Source organism: Jiulongibacter sp. NS-SX5 (assembly GCF_052828545.1).
This window is the reverse complement of record NZ_CM128248.1, coordinates 3,426,738-3,446,988: the sequence shown is the minus strand read 5'-3', so window position 1 is coordinate 3,446,988 and position 20,251 is coordinate 3,426,738. Positions and strand designations below refer to the sequence as shown.

The window sequence follows — 20,251 nt, the reverse complement described above, 5'->3', positions numbered from 1 at the left end:
CCTAATTTGCTATGCTTTCCTCAAAAAAAATACCCGTAATGGCTGTGGCCTTGGCCATGATCTTGTTTTCTTTCTGCACTTGGGATAGCCGCCCATTAAATCAAGTTAAAAAAGTCGTGATAGATGCCGGCCATGGTGGTAAAGACCCGGGCACAGGTGGCGGTAAAGAAAAAAGGTATGCTCTGGACATAGCCTTGAAGCTTGGTGATAAAATCAAAAAGGAAATGAAGGATGTAGAAGTCATCTACACCAGAAATTCAGATGTTTTTATTCCTTTGAACGAGCGAGCGGCCATTGCCAACAGAAACAAGGCTGATTTGTTTATCAGTATCCATTGCAATGCACACACCACCCCAAACGCCAGTGGTACAGAAACTTACATTATGGGACTTCATAAAACGGAGGCCAATTTAAATCTGGCCAAAAGAGAGAATAATGTTATTCTCATGGAGGACAATTATCAGAAATCTTATAAAGGCTTCAATCCCAATTCTCCCCTTGCTCATATCATGCTGGCCAATTACCAGTCTGCATTTATGAACCAAAGTATGGATTTTGCTTCTCGGGTAGAGAGTCAATTCAGGCATCAGGGTTACAAATCTAGAGGTGTAAAGCAGGCCGGTTTTTTGGTGATCTGGGAAACCACCATGCCTAGCGTACTTATAGAAACGGGCTACTTGTCAAACCCTAGCGATGCTCGGGTTTTAGCCAGTGAAACCGGAAGAACCAGGAAGGCTGAAGCTATTTATCAGGCCTTCAGATCCTACAAGAATGATGTAGAACAGAACCAATAAGGCACTATATTTGTACCAAAGAAGAAGCTGGAACACTTTAAGCACATATGAAAATAAACAAAGAAGCGAAGGTTGGTTTATTAGGGATCATTTCATTGGCGGTGCTCTACATCGGCTTTAATTTCCTGAAAGGATTAGATATTTTCTCCACTGAGAATGAATACAAAGTTGTCTTTAATGACGTTAACGGCCTACAAGTCTCCAATGCCGTTACCTACAAAGGCGTAAATGTGGGCAGAGTAATGTCAATGGAAACTGATCAGGAGAACGATCAGATTGACGTTACACTTGCTGTAAAAAAGAAAATCAAGATCACAGATCAATCCATAGCCTTACTGGCGGACGACGGTTTGATTGGTGGTAAGCTTATTAAGCTGGATATTAAACCTGGAAATGAGCTAAAACAAGGAGAAGAGATCATTGGCGAAATAGAACTCGGTCTGGCAGATGCCGCCATTCAGGAGATTACTCCGGCCCTCTCTCATGTCGATTCATTGGTTACCAACCTCAACAAGGTAGTTAAGCAATTTGACCAAACAGGCTACGCTTTAAAGGCTTTGATGGCTTCAGCCAATCAAACCACGAATGGCGTAAATGCTGTTCTAGCCAAAAATCAGGTGAGCCTTTCAAAGATTACAACAAATGCTGCTGAACTTACAGACAATCTCAACACACTTACCGTTTCGCTGGATTCACAAATGACTCCTATCATGACTCAGACAGGTCAGTTCACTCAAAACCTGAATGCACTTGAACTGGAGCAAACAGTGAATAATCTAAATAGTACTATTGCTGGACTACAGAAGGTTTTGAGTGATGTCAATAATGGACAAGGCACACTAGGCAAATTAACCTCTGATGATTCACTTTACACCAATCTGGATCATACTGCTGCTTCATTGGAAGCACTTCTATCTGATATGAAGACCAATCCAAGAAGATATGTTCATTTCTCCTTATTTGGCGGCAAAGACAAGAGCGATAAGAAGAAGTAGAAGCTTGGAAGCCAGAATTCCAAAGTTCTTAAAAGTATTTTTTAAGGATAACGCCGAATCAACTTCCTTAGCTTTTCAATACAGAAAACAAGGAAATTCCACAGGACTATGTAAGCTTATTACTCCTGAATTAGGCAAAGGCTTCAGGGTATTGCTTTCTTAGATTCGTAAATGTCTTTTCCATTACCTGATAATCGGCAATTGACGAAATAACAAAGGCCACGGAACCTATGGCAAACAAATAGTTAAAGCCTGGAAAAATATCCATTGAATTTTGATTAAATCCGAAATTAAAAACAACTAGCCAAACGCCAACGTAATTATTCTTTAGGACCTTTTGCCATGATATAAAAGGTTTTATAATTCTTCTTTTCCTCAAAAAATAAACAGTTAACATTATCGCCGCAGTAGAAACAACAATCACCAAAAGTGATGGCACATAAATGCTAGAGGGCATGATATCAACAAAAAAACATGTAGCAACAAACAAAATCAATGTTAGAAATATTTTAGGGATAGTAAAGAAAGACTTAAACTCTTTGAGTGCCTCTCTCCTACCTCTTTCATAAACCCTCTTTTCCATAGAATCTACAAAACCGGACAAACCCATTGGGCCAAAACTTTGGTAAACATCATCAAGCACCTGCTCATAAACCTGATTAGGGTTCTTTTCTAAACGCTCTTCAATGGCTGAAGCCAGGTGGTCAACAATCTCCACCTGCACATCATAGTGCTCTACATAATGACGTTCAGTAAAGTGAAACAGGTCTTGTATTTGGGTTTCGTTGAGTTTCATCCTTTTAAAATTTTTGTTTGATATACTTCAAAAGTGCACCATGTAACCAGCAACAAGAACCACACAAAGGCAGTATTTACGATCTGCGGCAATGTCAAGAAATAGTTTAGTTCAACGAAAACCAAGAAGATCAAAACAGGAATTAAAATAACTCTTACCAAAGAATGAGCAGTTACTGATTTAGGCCTGAAAAACCTCTTGTATATTCTCGGGAAATATTTCCAAATACTATCTGTCTCGGGATCATAAAACGTTTCATTCGAAAAAAGAAAAGCAACTAAAAAGAAACACGCACTTAAAATAATACCTTCTAAAAAACCCTCAGAAAAAGAGTCAAATGTAGACCATGAATAAGGGTGATGAACAAAAGTCAAAAGATAAAACAAGGACATCCATATTAACACCTTCCAACTTAACAATTGACTCTTCAGAGACGAAATAAGGAGTCTTAAAATTCGCTTTTGAGACACTGCAAAATGCCGCTGCTCTACAGCACGCATTCCTGTATAAAATTTCCCGGATTGCCAGATTCCTTTTACTTCTTCAAAGTGCTCATCAAAGGAGTAAACGATACGATTGATTTCATAATTAAAGTCAATTGCCGACTCTTCCATTTGCTCAATAGCCGTACATACATGGTCAACCATCTCAGCCTCAAAATCTTTGAACTTGAGATTTTGAGCTTGAACTAAGGATTCTACTTCTTCTAGTTGTGCGGGTGTTAGTTTCATGTGGTTTTGAGTTTATTCTTTTCAGAAATTAAAATCTGAAAGCTCGTTACAAAGAGCAGAATATTGATCACCAAACAGCTCAGATATATTTCAATTGAAAGGACCGGCAGAAATAAAAATCCAAGAAAAGTCAAGCCGGAACAACCAATAGCAAATACAAGTGTTTTTAAACTTGAATTGATTGCCATCGTCCTTCTCGATTTACGGTCTCCAGTGAAAATACCAGACCTTGACTGATTAAAGCCGATTAGTCTAAATGGCTTTATTTCAAACCACTGGGTACAAAAATTTGAGACGAACAAAATAAAAACCATTTTGATCCAGTAATTCTGAAAAAGAGGAATGGACCTTTCTTTGAATATTAATATTCCGTACTCCGCTACATCGTGGAATTGAACTAAAACAATTAACAAAATGAAAAGTGGGAGTAGAAAATATGGACTACTAATATTCTTTATCAACTGAGACACCAATCTATATCTCACTTCATGCATCTTCCTGCGAAAGCTACTGCGTTCCAATTTGTTAAAGCTAAAACGCTCATATCCTATACCTAAGAAATCAAATAATCGAATAGACTCTAATTTGAATTCATCTAACACCTTCAGAATTGTAGAATTAAAATCAAGGTGATCAGAGGACATTCTAGCTTCAGTCTCCAGAATCAAATGATCCAGCATTTCATCATAAAACTCCTGAAAGTTTAGATGCTGGCTGTCCAGAAATTCTTTGATTTTATCTATTTGTTGTGCGGTAAGATTCATGCGTTTCCAAGTTTGGGATTGAGTAAAATATTCAAATTCTCGGCAAAGGCTCGCAGTTCCGCTATTCTGTCAACAGCGGCAGCATTTCCCTTCGGCGTAATTTTATAGTATTTTCTTATACGGCCATCTACACGTTCGGTTTCGGCGGTGAGCACCTCCTCAGCTTCCAGTTTATGAAGAATAGGATAAAGAGCCCCTTCGGTAATTTGAATCTCGTCTTTGGTGAGCTCTTTGACCTTTTGGGTGATCTCATAGCCGTACATACGGCCATTATCATGCAGCAATTTCAAAACTATCGTACTCAGACTCCCCTTAATGTGCTTATTCATGCATTAGAAACTTATGTATACAAATATATACATCATTTTCTTATACATCAAAATCTTAGGTATAGTGGATAGAAGGATAAATCAGAAGAGTTTATTCACGTAAGACTCACTCTACCAGCTTAATTTCCTCTGAATCAATCAGAATGAGTTTTTGCTTGTAGAGTCCACCTATGGCTCTTTTGAAGGCTTTTTTGCTCATTTCAAAATACCCCATGATATCTTGCGGAGCAGACTTATCAGAATAAGGAAGCACACCATCTGCTTCTTTCAGTAGTCGTAGTATTTTTTCGGTATCAGATTCTATAACATTTTCAAAACCTAGCGGTCTTAAAGAAATGTCGAGTTTACCATCTTCTCTTACTTTTTTGACATATGCCTTAGTACGGTCACCCCAATTCAGCGGTTTGAAGATTTCATTTTGATAGACCAAGCCTCTGTAAAGGTCATTCACAATGACATTTTGGCCCAAATCCGATTTCTCGTATGGCAGAATCTCTACCTCCTCTCCTTCTTCCAAATTAATCTCTTCGGTTTCCAGATATCGATTTACACGGGCAGAAGCTACCAGACGATCGGTCTCGTCATCGAGATACAAATAAACTATAGCCCAGTCTCCCGTTTTCAGTTTTTGATTTTGCTCTTTAAATGGCACTAGCAGCTCTTTTTCCAACCCCCAATCTAGAAAAGCCCCAAACCTGGTCACGGCCATTACCTCTAAGCAGGCAAATTTATTGAGCTTTATGAGTGGTTCCAGGTTTGTGGCAATGATCCTATCCTCTGAATCTCTATAAAGAAAGACCTCAATCTCATGGCCTACTTCCGCATCCTCAGGAATGTATTTATGAGGCAGCAGCACATCGTTACCTTCATCATCTCCAAGATAATAACCTACAGATGTACCTCTTAGCACTTTTAGTTTATTGAGCTCTCCTACCTTTAGCATATTTCAAATATTTGAACAAAGGTATGAAGAGCAGGCCATTTTATGCGTATCACTGCCATATGAGCCATTGACAGTATTTTGTTTTATACAAACTATTATTTTGCCAAATAATGTTTTCTATTGTGTTTTTCCTAGAATTCATTTCCTTTTGCAGTCTTTTTTAAGGTTTTTTAAAAATTATACAATAATTTATTTGGCACATTTTATCAAAGGCAGTACACTTGAATCGTGTTTTTAAGAAACACAGAATCAGCAGACAAAAACCTTCGCCTCCCGACCGCAATAAGCGAAAGTTTTATCGGCTGTCATTCATTAGTGACATACCGATAAACAAGTGAATTACAGTACCTATTTAAAATTAACAGTTAAAAAGGAAGTCTTCAAAGACTCATTTTATTCTAATTCCCTTTCAAGCATTTCTCCGTCACTGGTAATCTGACAAACCGAGCGGTCGGGGGTTTTCAGAAAACCGGGCGGAGATACCCCAGAAATATCGCAAACCTTAAACAGAACCGTTATGAGAAAACTTTTACTCAAAACACTTCTGATGCTTTTTGTCCTTAGCTCCTTTAAATCTAAGGCTATTGAAATATCAGGAGTTGTTTCAGCTCCCGGAGAAGGACCTCTTCCCGGCGTTTCTATACTAGTCAAAGGTACCACTACAGGTACTATCAGTGATTTTGACGGAAAATTCAAAATCCAGGTTCCAGACACTGAATCAGTCTTGGTATTCAGCACCATTGGTTTTGAAACCATGGAGATACCTGTAGGAAACAAAACGTATTTTGATGTATCCTTAAAAGCAGATAATAAAGTACTAAGTGAAGTAGTAGTTACCGCTCTTGGTATTAGTCGTGAGAAAAAATCTTTAGGCTTTTCACAGCAAGAGGTATCAGGAGATGCCTTGGTGGAAGCACGTTCTAATAACGTCATGAATGCCCTTTCGGGTAAAATAGCCGGGGTTAGAATTTCTAGCAATGGAGGCCCTGGTAGTGGTTCGTATATTCAGATTCGTGGAGCTTCTTCTGTCTCTGGAAATAATGAGCCTTTGATCGTTATCAACGGTGTACCAATGCAGCAAACCAATGAAAAAACTTATGGTGGTGGTCTTTCTGAGATCAACCCTGACAATATCAAAGACATCTCAGTTCTAAAAGGACCAAATGCCGCTGCACTTTATGGATCTAGAGCCGCAAACGGCGTTATCTTAATTACCACTAAAGATGGTAGTGACACTAAAGGTCTCGGTGTAGACTTTAATTCAAACTTTACGATTGAGAGACCATTCATTAAACCTGACTTCCAAAACACTTATGGTGGTGGTAATGGTTACCGTACCTGGTACTCAGACGGCTGGTCTGGAGTTATCCAACCAGATGCTTACGAGCAATATCAGGCTGCCTATGGCAACCTTTCTCCAGGATCTACAACTGGTACTGCAGGTACAGATGAAAGCTGGGGTGCTCCTATGGACGGTCGCTTGACACGTCAATGGTGGACCGGCACAGAAGTAGCTCCTTTGGTTCCTCAACCAAACAACTGGGAAGAATTCTGGGATACAGGTTCTACAAGAACGAATAGCATTGCTCTATCTGGAGGTAACGCGGATGGCAACTTCAGACTTTCATACAGTAATATGTACCAAAAAGGTATAGCCGCATTTAACGATTTCAAGAGAGACAACTTCTCTGTTTCGTCTGGCTATAACCTTAGTAAGTGGTTAAAAGCAAACTTTGTGGCAGACTACATCAAGTCTGGCGGTAACAGAAACTACCAATCAGGTTCTCAGTTCATCTGGGCTCACAGACATGTTTCATGGGATAGACTAGCAGATTACCAAACATATGATGATGTACACATCCAAAGAGCTATCGATGGTAAACTGGCAGATACAGACCCTGCTAACTGGCAGCATACTTACTTTACCAATCCATTCTTCATGAATGAGTTCCTGCCTACTACCAATGACAAAGACAGACTTCTTGGCAATCTTGCCCTTACGGCCACAATCACCGAAGACCTAAGCTTAATGTTAAGAAGTGGTACTGATGTATGGTCAGATACTCGTATCAATATTTCAAACTTTGAGCGTGTAAGAAATGGTAACCAGACACCAGGCAGATATTCTGAAACTGTACTGAGAAGACAAGAAACTAACCATGATTTCTTATTCTCTTATGACAAATTATTCGGTAACGACTTCTCCGTAGCTGCTCAGGCTGGTGGAGCCATCAGACAAAACTATTATAAGAGAAACTACACTTATGTAGGTGAACTGGTAGTGGATGGTGTTTATAACCTTTCAAACGCTAACCCAAGTCAAAACACTGCAGAAAGTACCATTGAAGAATCAGAGGTACAGTCGCTTTACGCTTCAGCACAAATCGGGATGAAAAATGCCCTTTTCCTTGACTTAACAGCTCGTAATGACTGGTCAAGCACATTGCCTGCAGGCAATAACTCTTACTTCTACCCATCTGCTTCATTAAGTGCTGTTTTGACAGACCTGATGAGCATCAATAGCTCTGTTCTATCTTTTGCTAAACTAAGAGGTAGCTGGGCTCAGGTAGGTAATGATGCCAGCCCATATCAGCTAACGCAAACGTTTAGATCTGGTGGATCTTGGAATGGCTCTATTCCTCAATATTATGAGAATACAGAGTTAGCCAATGCTACACTGAAGCCGGAGATCACTACTGGTATTGAAGTTGGGGCAGATTTGAGATTCTTCAAAAGTAGACTAGGCTTAGACCTAACTTATTACGACCAAACAACGAAGAACCAGATTCTTGGTGTAGAAATCTCTAAAGCTAGTGGTTATAACTCAAGAGTACTTAACGCAGGTAAAGTAAACAACAAGGGTATTGAAGTAACCTTAAGCGGTACAGTCCTTGAGTCACCTAGCGGTTTCAAATGGGAAACAAGTCTGAACTACGCTAAAAACCAAAACAAGGTAGTAGAACTAGCAGAAGGACTTGAAACTTACACCCTTCAAACAAGAAGAGGTTTAGCTTCAATTGCCACAATCGGTCAGCCATACGGAACTCTTTACGGAATTGGCTTTGCCAAAACTGATGCAGGTGAAATCATCTATGAAAATGGTCTACCTGTAGTTGATGGTACTCCGCAAATCCTTGGGAACGTTCAGCCAGACTGGACAGGTGGTTTCATGAATACATTCACTTACAAGAATGTATCTCTTAACGCCCTACTCGATGTAAGAATGGGTGGAGACTTCTACGATGAAGGTAGTGCTACTGCAAGATGGACTGGTCAATATGCCGAAACAGCCATTGGTAGAGAAGAGGGTGTAATCGGTAAAGGTGTGATGAATATCGGTACTGCTGAAAACCCTGAATATGTACCAAATGATGTTATCGTAGCTGGTAACCAATTCTACGGGTATAACAACCCAAGAAGATACCATGAAGCGGCCATTTTTGATGGCTCATACGTGAAATTGAGAGAGCTTTCTTTAGGCTACAGCTTTAGCCCGGCAGTTTTAGAAAAACTTAAAATTCAAAACGCCAAGCTTTCAGTAGTTGGTAGAAACGTACTAATGCTATTCTCAAATCACCCGCATATCGATCCTGAAGTAGACTCTTACGGTGGAAACTCACAAGGTTTCAACTACGGTCAATTGCCTTCTTCAAGAAGCTTAGGTTTCAACCTTGCTCTAGGATTCTAATCTCAAAAACTGATTATCATGAAAAAACATAAATCAATATATACTTTCTTGTTAGGAGCTACCATGTTCTTTGCAGGCAACTCTTGTACTGATGGGTTTGAGGAGATGAACACTGATCCTAATAACCCAACCGAAATTGGCTCACAGTATCTATTACCTTACGCTATTGAGCAGTCTGTAGATAGATACTGGGGTGGTAGCACCAGATTTGAGCGTCTTAACCTTGATGGTGCCATGCTCTGGATCCAATACCTGGCCAGAAATATCTACTCTAATGAGGGAGATAGCTACGGTATCACTCCGGCGTTTTATAATAACACCTGGGAGTCATTATACAACGATGGCCTTACCAATTTCGAAAGAATCATAACCCTAACAGGCCCTGAGGGTGTAAACCCTAACACCAATTATGAAGGTGTAGCCTTAGTAATGAAAACATGGGTATACTCGCTGCTTACAGATATGTACGGAGCAGTACCTTACTCAGCAGCAGTTTCAGGTTCTGCAGAAGAGCCGATTTACACGCCAGAATATGATAGCATGGAGAGTATCTATGCAGGCATGTTAGCTGACTTAAAAACTGCCAATGAGAAATTAACGATAGGCGGTCCTGACATCTCCGGTGACATCATCTATTACGGTGATATCATGAAATGGAAAAAGTTTGCCAACTCTCTTCGTCTAAAATTAGCGAACAGACAAGCAGCTAAGAAGCCTTCAGAATCAGCAGCCATTATGGCCGAGATTCTTGGATCACCTTCTACATACCCGATTTTCGAAAGCAATGCTGATAACGCAACATTGGAGCATACGGGCACGAGACCAAGTAATAACACCTGGAATGAGGTAATGGTGATTGGCGGTAGAACTGACTGGAGCATGAGCAAGACTTTTGTAGATATGCTTACAGCCACTGGTGATACACGTCTTGGGGCTATAGCCACTGAGGTAAACGGAACTTATGCTGGTATCCCTAACGGACTTCCTGATGCCATTGCTACTACATACCTAAGCTCTGCTTCGGTATTGCAGTCAAGCTTTAGTGATGCGGCAGCCCCTAGTGTATTAATGACTTTCAGTGAGTTGAACTTTATACTAGCTGAAGCTGCAGCTGATGGTGACATTAGCGGTGATGCTGATGCTTATATGGCAGCTGGTATTGAGGCTTCGTATGATGCATTTGGCTTAGATGTTCCTGCCGGCTTTATAGATGGCCTTGGAGGTGCTTCTAAAGAGACCATCATGACTCAGAAGTATATCGCCTTGTTTGGTCAAGGAGTAGAAGCATGGACAGAGTACAGACGTACCGGTTTCCCTACTTTCCCAGCTGCTGACCCAAGAGCCATTTTTGAGAACGACGGTGTGATCCCTACAAGACTTCCTTACCCAACTACAGAGTACTCTCTGAATAAGACAAGTCTTGATGGTGGCATCAGTCTTAATGGTGGCCCAGACAATATGCAAACCACATTATGGTGGGCAGAGTAATTCCATAATTTTTTAACCGACCAATCAATCATGAAAAATATATCAAAAATAGTTTTAATGCTTTTAGCAGGCTTGAGTTTCGCCGCCTGTGAAGTTGATGATCCGTTTGTAGATAGAGTTGTCTCTCCTGTACTAGTGCAGGTAGTAGACAGCGATGGAGGAGCCTCTTCTGGCCTATCTACTGACCCTACAGTAAGTTCAGTATTTGGCGAAAGTACAGATTTCGGAATTCAGGTTCTGGAACTCGACAAAACCAACATCCTGGATTATACCAAGGGGATAGATTCAATTGCAGTGGCTGCTATTGAAATCTCATTGAAGTTTAGAGATGGGGCCGACATCTCCACCATTACCACTGATGCAGATGGTGTGGCCAAGGTGATTATCCCATGGAGTTCTTTCGGTGTATCCGGTGCAGGCGAATCAGTTTCGCTTATGGCAAGCGGAACTTATAAAGACCAATCGTTCACTAAACTCTTCAAACTAGCATCAAAATAAATTTAGTAATTGATCAATTTTTTAAATAAAACAAAACTATGGAAAAGTCAGTAAACAGAAGAAAGTTGTTAAAATCTGGTTTAATGTCCATAGGCGGAATGGCCCTTGCACCTCACTTGGTGCAAGGGGCTTTTGCTTCTCAGCCATTCTACCTTGACACGCATAACAGACTTTACTACAGCCCTCTGTCTAGAGAATATTTCTTAGACGACCCTAAAGAAACAAAGTTATTTGCCAAGCTGAATGCTAACGAAAACCCATACGGGCCACCAAAGTCAGCCATTACAGCCGCACAGGAAGCGGTAGCCGGAGGTAACCGTTATGCATGGAGAGAAATGTACTCTCTAGTGAGCAAAATTGCCAAGAAAGAGAATGTAGATACCAAGCAAATCATGATGGGCCCTGGTTCATCTGACTTACTTGAAAAAGTGGCTCTTGTGAGCTTTATGGAAGGCGGTAATATCGTTACAGCAGACCCTACATACATGTCAATGATCAGAGTAGCTGAGAAAGTAGGTGGTACATGGAAGCCAATTCCTACAACCAAAGAGTGGGCTCATGACCTTGACGCTATGGAAGCAGCTATTGACGCAGACACTAAATTGGTTTATATCTGTAATCCTAACAATCCTGTAGGAGCCATGACTCCTGCTAAGGATCTTGAAGCCTTCTGTAAAAGAGTTTCTAAGAAAGTGCCAATCTTCATTGATGAAGCTTACATGGAACTTGCTCATGGACCAGATGCCAAATCAATGGCCCACTTGGTATCTGAAGGATATAACGTAGTGGTTTGTCGTACTTTCTCAAAAATCATGGGTATGGCCGGCCTGCGTGTAGGCTATATGTTTGGTCTTCAGGAGTTCATAGATGATATCCAGAAAATCACCCGTGGTGGTATGGGTATTTCCCTGACTTCTATCATGGCAGCCGATGCTGCATTTGGTGATGATTCTTTCCAGATGATGACCAAAACCAAGAACATGGAATGTAAGGAGTACGTCTCTGCCGAACTGAAGAAAATGGGCTATGACCCAATTCCTTCATATACCAGTTTCATGATTTTCCCGATAGACATGGACGGTAAGGAGTTCCTTAAGAAAATGAACGCACAGAATGTGGGTGTGAGAGCATTCAATATCATGGATCAAAACTGGTGTAGAGTAAGTATGGGTACTATGGATGAAATGAAAATGTTCATCAGTGCCATGAAAGGCATTAGTTAATCCTATTTCAAATTTGATTATCCGAACATTCAGGGCCTTTTGGTTCCTGAATGTTCTTTTTAAAATTCTTTTAAAGAATCTCTCATGAACGAAGCTATACTTAAAACCTTAATACTTGTCCTACTTATAGGCTTAGGACTCATTCTTAAAGGAAAATTCGTCTCAAAAGACAAAACCAACGGGATCAAAGAGCTTGTATTATCTGTGGCTCTCCCTTCTACAATTTTCATCGCTTTGATGAAAATCAACCTAGATATCTCACTTTTATTTGTACCCTTTGTGGCATTAGCCTTTAACTTTTTATTGTATTTCATTACACCGGTGGCTCTTAAAATGCTTGGCATTTCAAAGGATAGTGCCAATGGCAAAACGCTGATAATGCTCATTCCCTCACTGGCACCGGGCTTATCTTGTTTTCCATTTATTGCTGAGTTTCTCGGTGAAGAAAGCCTGGCCCTTGCGGCAATGGCCGATGTGGGAAACAAATTCTTTGTTTTGATCTTCCTGTACATTATAGCCATGAACATGTTTATCAAAACAAGCGGTGAAAAGTCAACCAATACCGGAGACAAAATCAAATCGTTATTGATAAGTCTGGTCAAAGAACCAATCAATATCATTTTGTTTGCAGCACTTATGCTTTTGGCATTTGGCTGGAACTACGATACTTTACCGCAGGTAGTAAGAGGCTTGTTTGACCGTACCAGTGCATTAATGACACCTATGGTTCTGATATTTATCGGCCTGGCCGTCAAATTCAAAGAAGGAAACAAAAGAGTGGTACTTTCCATTCTTGTTTTTAGAGCAGGGGTAAGTTTATTATTCAGTGCTGCTTTAATAAAGCTCGCTGGTTTCACGGATCCTAACCATATCCTATTGGCTGCGGTACTTCCATTGAGCTCGGTGAGTTTCTGGCCATTTGCACATATTTCTTTGTTTAACAGTAAAGAAGAGGAATCTGGCAAACCGGAAAGAACCTTTAATGTGGAACTTGCAGTGATGGTTCTGGCTATTTCATTACCTCTGTCTACTACCATCATTCTTGCTATTTTAAGTGCCGGAACGGTGTTCGTAGATGTCACTAAGATTGTCTGGTTAGGCATTCTACTAAGCGTTGTGGGTATTGCCCCTTTGCTGGCAAGTAGAATTTATGTCAGAGCTGCTCATAGAGCAACAAATTAAGCCTTTTCATTAATCTAATAATTTGAACTCACCTTAGTTCTTTTTTGGTTAATTTTGCGGTTTCATTCCAAAACCTAGCGAATGAACTCAAATTTTTGATCAAAAGAATAGCGAATGTTACTTAGCGAACAAGAGATACTAAGGAGAGATAAAAGAGAAAAACTCATGGCCCTGGGTATAGACCCATACCCTGCGGCCATGTTTGAAACCAACACTACCGCAGCTGAAATTTCAGAGAAATTTGAAGAGGGAAACGAAGACTTCAAAGCTGTAAAAATTGCGGGTAGATTGATGAGTTTTAGAATTATGGGTTCTGCTTCGTTTGCAGAGCTTCAAGATTCTACCGGAAGAATACAGATCTACCTCAGAAGAGACGATATCTGCCCGGGAGAAGACAAGACTCACTATAATACTGTCTTTAAAAAGCTTCTTGACATCGGTGATATCATTGGGGTTGAAGGTTACTGCTTCATGACCCAGACCGGTGAGAAATCTGTTCATGTAACTTCTTACACGCTTCTTAATAAATCATTGAAAGCTTTACCTGTGGTAAAAGTTGATGATGACGGCAAAATTCACGATGGCTTCACAGACCCTGAAATGCGTTACCGCAGAAGGTACGTAGACCTCATTGTAAACCCTCAGAACAAAGAGATTTTCCGTAAAAGAGCTAAGATCGTCAGCACCATGAGAAACATGTTTGACGAGCAAGGCTGGCTAGAGGTGGAAACACCAATCCTACAGCCTATTCATGGAGGTGCAGCGGCCAGACCATTTAAAACACATCATAATACCCTCGACATGCCTCTATACATGAGGATTGCCAATGAGCTTTACCTAAAAAGGCTGATAGTTGGAGGTTTTGATGGGGTGTATGAATTCGGCAAGATGTTCCGTAATGAAGGGATGGACCGTACACATAACCCGGAGTTTACGGCTCTGGAGTTTTATGTAGCCTACAAAGATTACGAGTGGATGATGAATTTCACTGAGAAAATCTTTGAACAGGTAGCCACAGCGGTACACGGTAGCCCGGTGTTTACATTCGGAGAAACTGAACTCAATTTCGCGGGTCCATTTGACCGACTAAGTATTATCGAGGCTATTGAGAAATATACAGGAGTCAATGTAGACGACGCTTCTGAAGAAGAACTTTTAGCCAAATGTAAAGAATGGGGTATTGAGACAGATGACTCCATGGGTAAGGCCAAATTGATTGACGAAATCTTTGGAGAGAAAGTAGAAGAGCATTTGGTACAGCCAACCTTTATTATTGACTATCCTGTAGAGATGTCTCCTTTGACCAAAAAGCATAGAAGCAAGCCAGGTCTGGTAGAGCGTTTTGAGCTTTTTGTAATGGGTAAAGAAGTGGCGAACGCCTATTCTGAGTTGAATGACCCGATTGATCAGAGAGAACGTTTTGAAGATCAATTAAAACTGGCAGAAAGAGGAGATGAAGAGGCCATGGTTCTGGATGAAGACTTCATCAGATCTCTGGAATACGGTATGCCACCTACAGCAGGGATTGGTATAGGTATAGATCGCCTCACCATGATGCTTACCAATAACACTAGTATTCAAGAGGTGCTTTTCTTCCCTCAGATGAGACCAGAGAAGAAAGTGGAAATGGCTACAGTCGCCGATTATGCTACCATAGGAGTACCTGAAATATGGGTGCCTGCTTTACAAAAGATGGGCTTCATGACGCTAGACTCTTTAAAAGGAGCCAACCCAAACAAGATTTTCAATGATTTGGGCGGTATGAGAAAGAAACTAAAAATTGATGCCAAACTTCCCGAGAAGTCTGTAGTAGAATCCTGGGTAGCGTAAATTAATATTCATAGAAGGCTTTAAGCCCCGTTTCTGAAAAGAAGCGGGGCTTTCTTTTAGGATAATATTCCACAGAAATCTTTTTTCTCATACGACTATAGAAAATATATGCGTTATTAGAGCCGTAAATAGCATAATATTCTGATGGAGCACATGGATCCTGTAGATCTTAAGATTCTCAAAATTCTGGTCAATGATGGTCTGGCCACCAATAAAGAGATAGCAGCTGAACTGAACCTCACCACTACACCCGTTCACGAGCGAGTGAAAAGACTTCGAAGGGATGGGTATATTGAGAAATACACAATAGAACTCAACAGAAAACTCCTTCAAAAGAACCTCTTGGTTTTCTGCAATGTCAGTTTACGAGAACATGCTTTTGAGTACCTGGAGAAATTTGAAAAAGATATTCAGACTCTGCCCGAAGTAGTGGAATGTTATTGCATATCCGGAGGCTCTGATTTCTTATTGAAAATCATTGTCTCAGACATGGAAGAGTACAAACGCTTTATACTCAACAAACTCTCTACGCTTCCTAACATTGCCAACACCCAAAGTCAGTTTGTGGTAAAAGATGTAAAGCAAACTAGCATTCTCGAAGGAGATAGCTAATTTTGTAGAAACCTAAGCCTTATTGAACTATGCCCAATGCTAAAATTGCCGGAATCGGCTTTTATGTACCCGATCAAGTAATCACGAATTTTGACCTCATGAAGGTCATGGACACTTCTGATGAATGGATACGTGAACGCTCAGGAATTGTAGAAAGACGATACGCCAAGAAGCATGAGGAAACCCCAACAACAATGGCGGCAGAAGCTTCCAAGAAGGCCATTGAGCGAGCTGGAATCATCAAAGAAGATATAGACTTTATCATTTTTGCCACGCTCAGCCCAGACTACTATTTCCCGGGATGTGGCGTGTTATTACAACGAGAATTAGGCATTACCAAAACGGAGATTGGGGCATTAGACATCAGGAATCAATGCTCTGGATTTATCTACGGACTTTCTGTGGCCGACCAATTTATTAAATCTGGGATGTATAAAAATATCCTACTGGTAGGCTCTGAAATGCACTCGATGGGACTTGACTTCTCAACCCGAGGCAGAGCTGTTTCTGTACTTTTTGGCGACGGTGCCGGAGCCGTGCTTATCCAGGCAACGGAAGAAGATAACAAGGGCGTACTAACAACACACCTCCACTCAGATGGAACAAATGCCGAAGAGCTTGCCATGATCAGCCCGGGCTCACATGGTGGCTACCATCTTCAGGATGAGGAATTTGGGTTCCCTTCAAAAGAGGAGCTAGGAGAAGTCTTTGTTTATGATGGCCTTTTGGATAATAAAACCTACTATCCAAGAATGGATGGTCAGCTGGTTTTCAAAAAAGCCGTCACCAAGTTCCCGGAGGTGATCATGGAAGCCTTACAAAAAACCGGATACACACCTGCTGACATTGACATGCTGGTTCCCCATCAGGCAAATCTTAGAATTGCACAGTTTGTTCAGAAGACCTTAAAACTGCCGGATGATAAAGTCTATAATAATATCATGAAATACGGCAATACCACCGCCGCCTCCATTCCTATCGCCCTGTGTGAAGCATGGGAAGCTGGAAAAGTCAAAGAAGGTGATTTGGTATGCTTAGCCGCATTTGGTAGTGGGTTTACCTGGGGAAGTGCATTGATAAGATGGTAAGGGGCTGATACTATTTTGCTTTTGGGGAAGGCTATTAGGCAAAATTTAGACCTGAATGGTCTATTAATTATAGACTCCATTATCTTTATCAAAAACTCTTAAAATTTGCTTCAATCTGTACTCTCAGAACACAGTCTTCTGGAATGGTCGATGGCATTTTTAGCCACCTTCGTTATTGGCCTTTCTAAAGCCGGGCTTCGTGGAATTGACATCATGAATGTCACCATAATGGCCCTCGTTTTTGGTTCAAAAACCTCTACCGGGATTGTGTTGCCACTACTTTGTATAGCAGATATTATGGCAGTAGTCTATTATAACAGACACGCCGACTGGAAACATTTCAAAAAGCTCATGCCATGGATGATTGTGGGGGTGCTTTTGGGCTGGTATATCGGTAAAGAAATCAATGAAGCCGTTTTTAAAAGAATCATGGCCGTGATTATCGTCACTGCTACCGGTCTTATGATCTGGTGGGAAAGAAGAAAAAGCGACAACCTACCTTCTGGCAATTGGTTTTCGGGCATTATGGGGATTTCTTCAGGATTTACTACAATGCTTGGCAATCTGGCAGGTGCCTTTTCCAATATCTATTTTCTAGTACTCAGATTCCCGAAGAATGAATTTATCGGGACCGTTTCGTGGCTTTTCTTGTTTATTAATTTATTCAAAGTCCCATTCCATGTTTTTTCATGGAATACCATTACTGCTCATAGCTTATTAACTGATGTAGCACTAATCCCTGCCATTTTCTTAGGCTTTTGGGCAGGTGCATGGATTGTAAAGAAAATCAAGAGCGATAATTACAGGAAAATCATACTCGCCCTAACGGTTCTTGGTGCTGTTATTATTTTCTTTAGGTAATGTGATAAGCCTCACCAAATCTCGCTGCAGAAAATCTCAATTTTGTTCTGTAAATTGAATATCAAAGAAAAGACAAAGACATGTTTGGACTATTAAAGAAGCTATTTGGTGAAAAGGTAGATTATAAAGAGCTCGTAGCCAATGGAGCAAAAATAATTGACGTGAGGACTCCTCAGGAATTTAATGGCGGTCATGCCAAAGGAGCAGTCAACATCCCTTTAGATACCATCGACAGAAATATCACCAAGTTAAAAGCATATAATAAGCCGCTAGTCATGTGCTGTGCTTCAGGAATGAGATCAGGCAGAGCCACTTCCATTTTAAAAAGTAAGGGCTTGACCGAGGTGTATAATGCCGGCTCGTGGGTGAGCTTAAGATAAACAAAATCAAAATTCTACTTCAAAAGTCTCCTACTTCAGGAGACTTTTTTATTTTTGAATAGATTTAACAAACTGAACCTCCTATTATGAAATATTTTAAAAAGTCTCTCTTTCTATTACTTATTACAACTTTCACCTTCGCCCAAAATAATATTATTCCCACCCCTGTAAGCTATGAACATTCGGATGCCATGTTTATGCTGGATCAGCAAACAAGCATTGACGATAGAACCAATAGCGAAGAAGCTAAATCCTACATTCAGGTCTTCAAAGATTTTTTAGCTCAAGGTGGACTAAAGATTCAATCGCAAAAGGTAGATCAACCAGACAACCTTCACAAAAGCATTCGTATTGAACTCATTAACCAACCAGAACTTGCCAAAGAAGGCTATACACTTGAGGTAAAGGAAAATCTTATTGAGCTAAAAGCCAATGAAGCTAACGGCGTTTTCAATGGTCTACAAACCATTCGTCAGTTACTACCTAGAGACTTTGAAAACTCTCAAAACGGTTATATGGGCATTGGTATGATCATGGGTTGCAAAATCACCGATTATCCACGATTTGGCTGGCGAGGCTTAATGTTGGATGTAAGCCGTCACTTTTTCACAGTAGAAGAGGTTAAAACCTATATCGACAAGATGGCTCAGTATAAATTCAATGTTTTGCACTGGCACCTTACTGATGATGAAGGCTGGAGAATTGAGATTAAGTCATTACCAAAACTTACAGAGGTTGGTGCCTGGAGAGTAGAAAGACACGGGCGTTTTGGGGATACGAGACCTTACCCGGAAGAAGGTGAAGAAGCCACATATGGCGGATTTTATACACAAGAGCAGATTAAAGATATTATCGCTTACGCAGCAGAAAGAAACATAACGGTCATTCCGGAAATTGACATGCCGGGCCATAGTATGGCCGCCCTGGCAGCCTACCCTGAACTATCTGTAAACAAGGAGCCTAAATTCGTCAATCCTGGATCAAAATTTGCCGAATGGCCAGGAGACGGCAGTTTCAAGATGTTGATCGAAAACACTTTAAACCCTACCGACGAAAAGGTTTATGAGTTTGTAGATAAAGTGATGACTGAGGTAGCTGAACTTTTCCCAGCCAATTACATCCATATGGGTGGTGATGAAGCATATCATGGCTACTGGGAAGAGAATGAGCAAGTGCAGAAATTCATGAAGAAAAATAAGATTAAAAACACCCATGAGCTTCAAAGCTATTTTGTGAGTAGAGTTCAGAAAATCATCAACGCTAAGGGCAAAAAGATGATTGGCTGGGATGAAATCTTAGAAGGTGGACTTGATGGCGATGCTGCTGTTATGAGCTGGAGATCTGTAGACGGAGGAATTGAGGCCGCACATAAAGGTCATGAGGTGGTCATGACGCCAAAAAACTGGGTTTATTTAGACTATACACAAGGAGACCACAGTGTAGAAAACCCTATCTATAGTGATCTTAGCTTAGAGCATTCCTATGATTTTGAGCCAGTGCCAGATGGTGTAGACGCTGAATTAGTTTTGGGAGGACAAGGTAACTTATGGACAGAAGTAATTCCGACATTATCCTATGCCATGTACATGACCTACCCAAGAGCCTTAGCCTTGTCTGAAGTATTTTGGTCTCCTAAAGAGAAAAAAGATTGGAACAGTTTTATCAATAGAACCGAACATCACTTTCAAAGATTTGACGCCTCTAATACGAATATCTCCAAGGCTGTATACGAGCCTATCATTCACCTTAAAAACGAAGACGGCAAACTCATATGTGAGTTAGAAAATAATGTACCCAATACAGTTGTTTACTATTCTATAGACAATACCTATCCGGTTCACTTTAGTCATAAATACGAAGACCCGTTTGTTATACCTGAAGGCAATCTTAGTCTAAGGACTCAGACTTATAGAAATGGCAGACCTCTCGGTCGAGAACTAAGGATTCATCGAGACGAACTTGTAAAGAGATTGAAATAAAAATTATCCCCTGAAAAGGGGATTTTTTTTTGAATGGCAACATAAGCCTGTAGTATTGCATCTCAATTAA

18 protein-coding genes are annotated in these 20,251 nt (G+C 40.6%); 13 read left to right on the top strand and 5 right to left on the bottom strand.

Annotation, left to right across the window (positions count from 1 at the left end; all coding sequences use genetic code 11):
* Positions 1-11: 11 nt before the first annotated feature.
* Positions 12-794, top strand: coding sequence for an N-acetylmuramoyl-L-alanine amidase family protein (locus ACUXV0_RS15175; RefSeq protein ID WP_446190418.1), 783 nt, complete (start codon positions 12-14; stop codon positions 792-794).
* A gap of 47 nt (positions 795-841) precedes the next feature.
* A complete protein-coding gene (locus ACUXV0_RS15170; RefSeq protein WP_446190417.1) occupies positions 842-1,789 on the top strand; it encodes an MlaD family protein in 948 nt (315 codons plus the stop codon).
* A gap of 130 nt (positions 1,790-1,919) precedes the next feature.
* On the opposite strand, the gene ACUXV0_RS15165 is transcribed toward ACUXV0_RS15170, so the two are convergent.
* From ACUXV0_RS15165 to ACUXV0_RS15145, 5 genes are all read right to left on the bottom strand, one after another.
* A complete protein-coding gene (locus ACUXV0_RS15165; RefSeq protein ID WP_446190416.1) occupies positions 1,920-2,585 on the bottom strand; it encodes a hypothetical protein in 666 nt (221 codons plus the stop codon).
* Positions 2,582-3,316: a hypothetical protein gene (locus tag ACUXV0_RS15160; RefSeq protein ID WP_446190415.1), complete on the bottom strand. Its 735-nt coding sequence runs from the start codon at positions 3,314-3,316 to the stop codon at positions 2,582-2,584. The genes ACUXV0_RS15165 and ACUXV0_RS15160 overlap by 4 nt, the downstream gene beginning before the upstream one ends.
* A complete protein-coding gene (locus tag ACUXV0_RS15155) occupies positions 3,313-4,080 on the bottom strand; it encodes a hypothetical protein (RefSeq protein ID WP_446190414.1) in 768 nt (255 codons plus the stop codon). The genes ACUXV0_RS15160 and ACUXV0_RS15155 overlap by 4 nt, the downstream gene beginning before the upstream one ends.
* A complete protein-coding gene (locus ACUXV0_RS15150; RefSeq protein WP_446190413.1) occupies positions 4,077-4,409 on the bottom strand; it encodes a PadR family transcriptional regulator in 333 nt (110 codons plus the stop codon). Before ACUXV0_RS15150 ends, ACUXV0_RS15155 begins: the two co-directional genes overlap by 4 nt.
* A gap of 106 nt (positions 4,410-4,515) precedes the next feature.
* Positions 4,516-5,352 carry a CvfB family protein gene (locus ACUXV0_RS15145; protein WP_446190412.1) on the bottom strand — a complete coding sequence of 279 codons (837 nt, stop codon included), beginning with the start codon at positions 5,350-5,352 and terminating at the stop codon, positions 4,516-4,518.
* 517 nt (positions 5,353-5,869) lie between these two features.
* Here ACUXV0_RS15145 and ACUXV0_RS15140 point away from each other — a divergent pair.
* From ACUXV0_RS15140 to ACUXV0_RS15090, 11 genes are all read left to right on the top strand, one after another.
* On the top strand, positions 5,870-9,040 hold the full coding sequence (locus tag ACUXV0_RS15140; protein WP_446190411.1) for a SusC/RagA family TonB-linked outer membrane protein: 3,171 nt from the start codon (positions 5,870-5,872) through the stop codon (positions 9,038-9,040).
* 18 nt (positions 9,041-9,058) lie between these two features.
* Positions 9,059-10,528, top strand: a complete 1,470-nt coding sequence (locus ACUXV0_RS15135) for a SusD/RagB family nutrient-binding outer membrane lipoprotein (protein ID WP_446190410.1) — start codon at positions 9,059-9,061, stop codon at positions 10,526-10,528.
* Positions 10,529-10,558: 30 nt separating this feature from the next.
* Positions 10,559-11,026: a hypothetical protein gene (locus ACUXV0_RS15130; RefSeq protein ID WP_446190409.1), complete on the top strand. Its 468-nt coding sequence runs from the start codon at positions 10,559-10,561 to the stop codon at positions 11,024-11,026.
* 38 nt (positions 11,027-11,064) lie between these two features.
* Positions 11,065-12,249, top strand: a complete 1,185-nt coding sequence (locus tag ACUXV0_RS15125; RefSeq protein WP_446190408.1) for a pyridoxal phosphate-dependent aminotransferase — start codon at positions 11,065-11,067, stop codon at positions 12,247-12,249.
* An 84-nt stretch (positions 12,250-12,333) separates the two neighbouring features.
* Positions 12,334-13,431 carry a hypothetical protein gene (locus ACUXV0_RS15120; protein WP_446190407.1) on the top strand — a complete coding sequence of 366 codons (1,098 nt, stop codon included), beginning with the start codon at positions 12,334-12,336 and terminating at the stop codon, positions 13,429-13,431.
* A 114-nt stretch (positions 13,432-13,545) separates the two neighbouring features.
* The gene (gene lysS, locus ACUXV0_RS15115) at positions 13,546-15,261 is read left to right on the top strand and encodes a lysine--tRNA ligase (protein WP_446190406.1); all 1,716 of its coding nucleotides are present in this window, start codon (positions 13,546-13,548) and stop codon (positions 15,259-15,261) included.
* Between the two features lie 144 nt (positions 15,262-15,405).
* Positions 15,406-15,873: an Lrp/AsnC family transcriptional regulator gene (locus ACUXV0_RS15110; protein WP_446190405.1), complete on the top strand. Its 468-nt coding sequence runs from the start codon at positions 15,406-15,408 to the stop codon at positions 15,871-15,873.
* Between the two features lie 29 nt (positions 15,874-15,902).
* The gene (locus ACUXV0_RS15105; RefSeq protein WP_446190404.1) at positions 15,903-16,961 is read left to right on the top strand and encodes a 3-oxoacyl-ACP synthase III family protein; all 1,059 of its coding nucleotides are present in this window, start codon (positions 15,903-15,905) and stop codon (positions 16,959-16,961) included.
* Positions 16,962-17,066: 105 nt separating this feature from the next.
* The gene (locus tag ACUXV0_RS15100) at positions 17,067-17,822 is read left to right on the top strand and encodes a sulfite exporter TauE/SafE family protein (RefSeq protein WP_446190403.1); all 756 of its coding nucleotides are present in this window, start codon (positions 17,067-17,069) and stop codon (positions 17,820-17,822) included.
* Between the two features lie 80 nt (positions 17,823-17,902).
* Positions 17,903-18,202, top strand: a complete 300-nt coding sequence (locus ACUXV0_RS15095) for a rhodanese-like domain-containing protein (RefSeq protein WP_446190402.1) — start codon at positions 17,903-17,905, stop codon at positions 18,200-18,202.
* An 86-nt stretch (positions 18,203-18,288) separates the two neighbouring features.
* The gene (locus ACUXV0_RS15090; RefSeq protein WP_446190401.1) at positions 18,289-20,181 is read left to right on the top strand and encodes a beta-N-acetylhexosaminidase; all 1,893 of its coding nucleotides are present in this window, start codon (positions 18,289-18,291) and stop codon (positions 20,179-20,181) included.
* Positions 20,182-20,251: the final 70 nt, after the last annotated feature.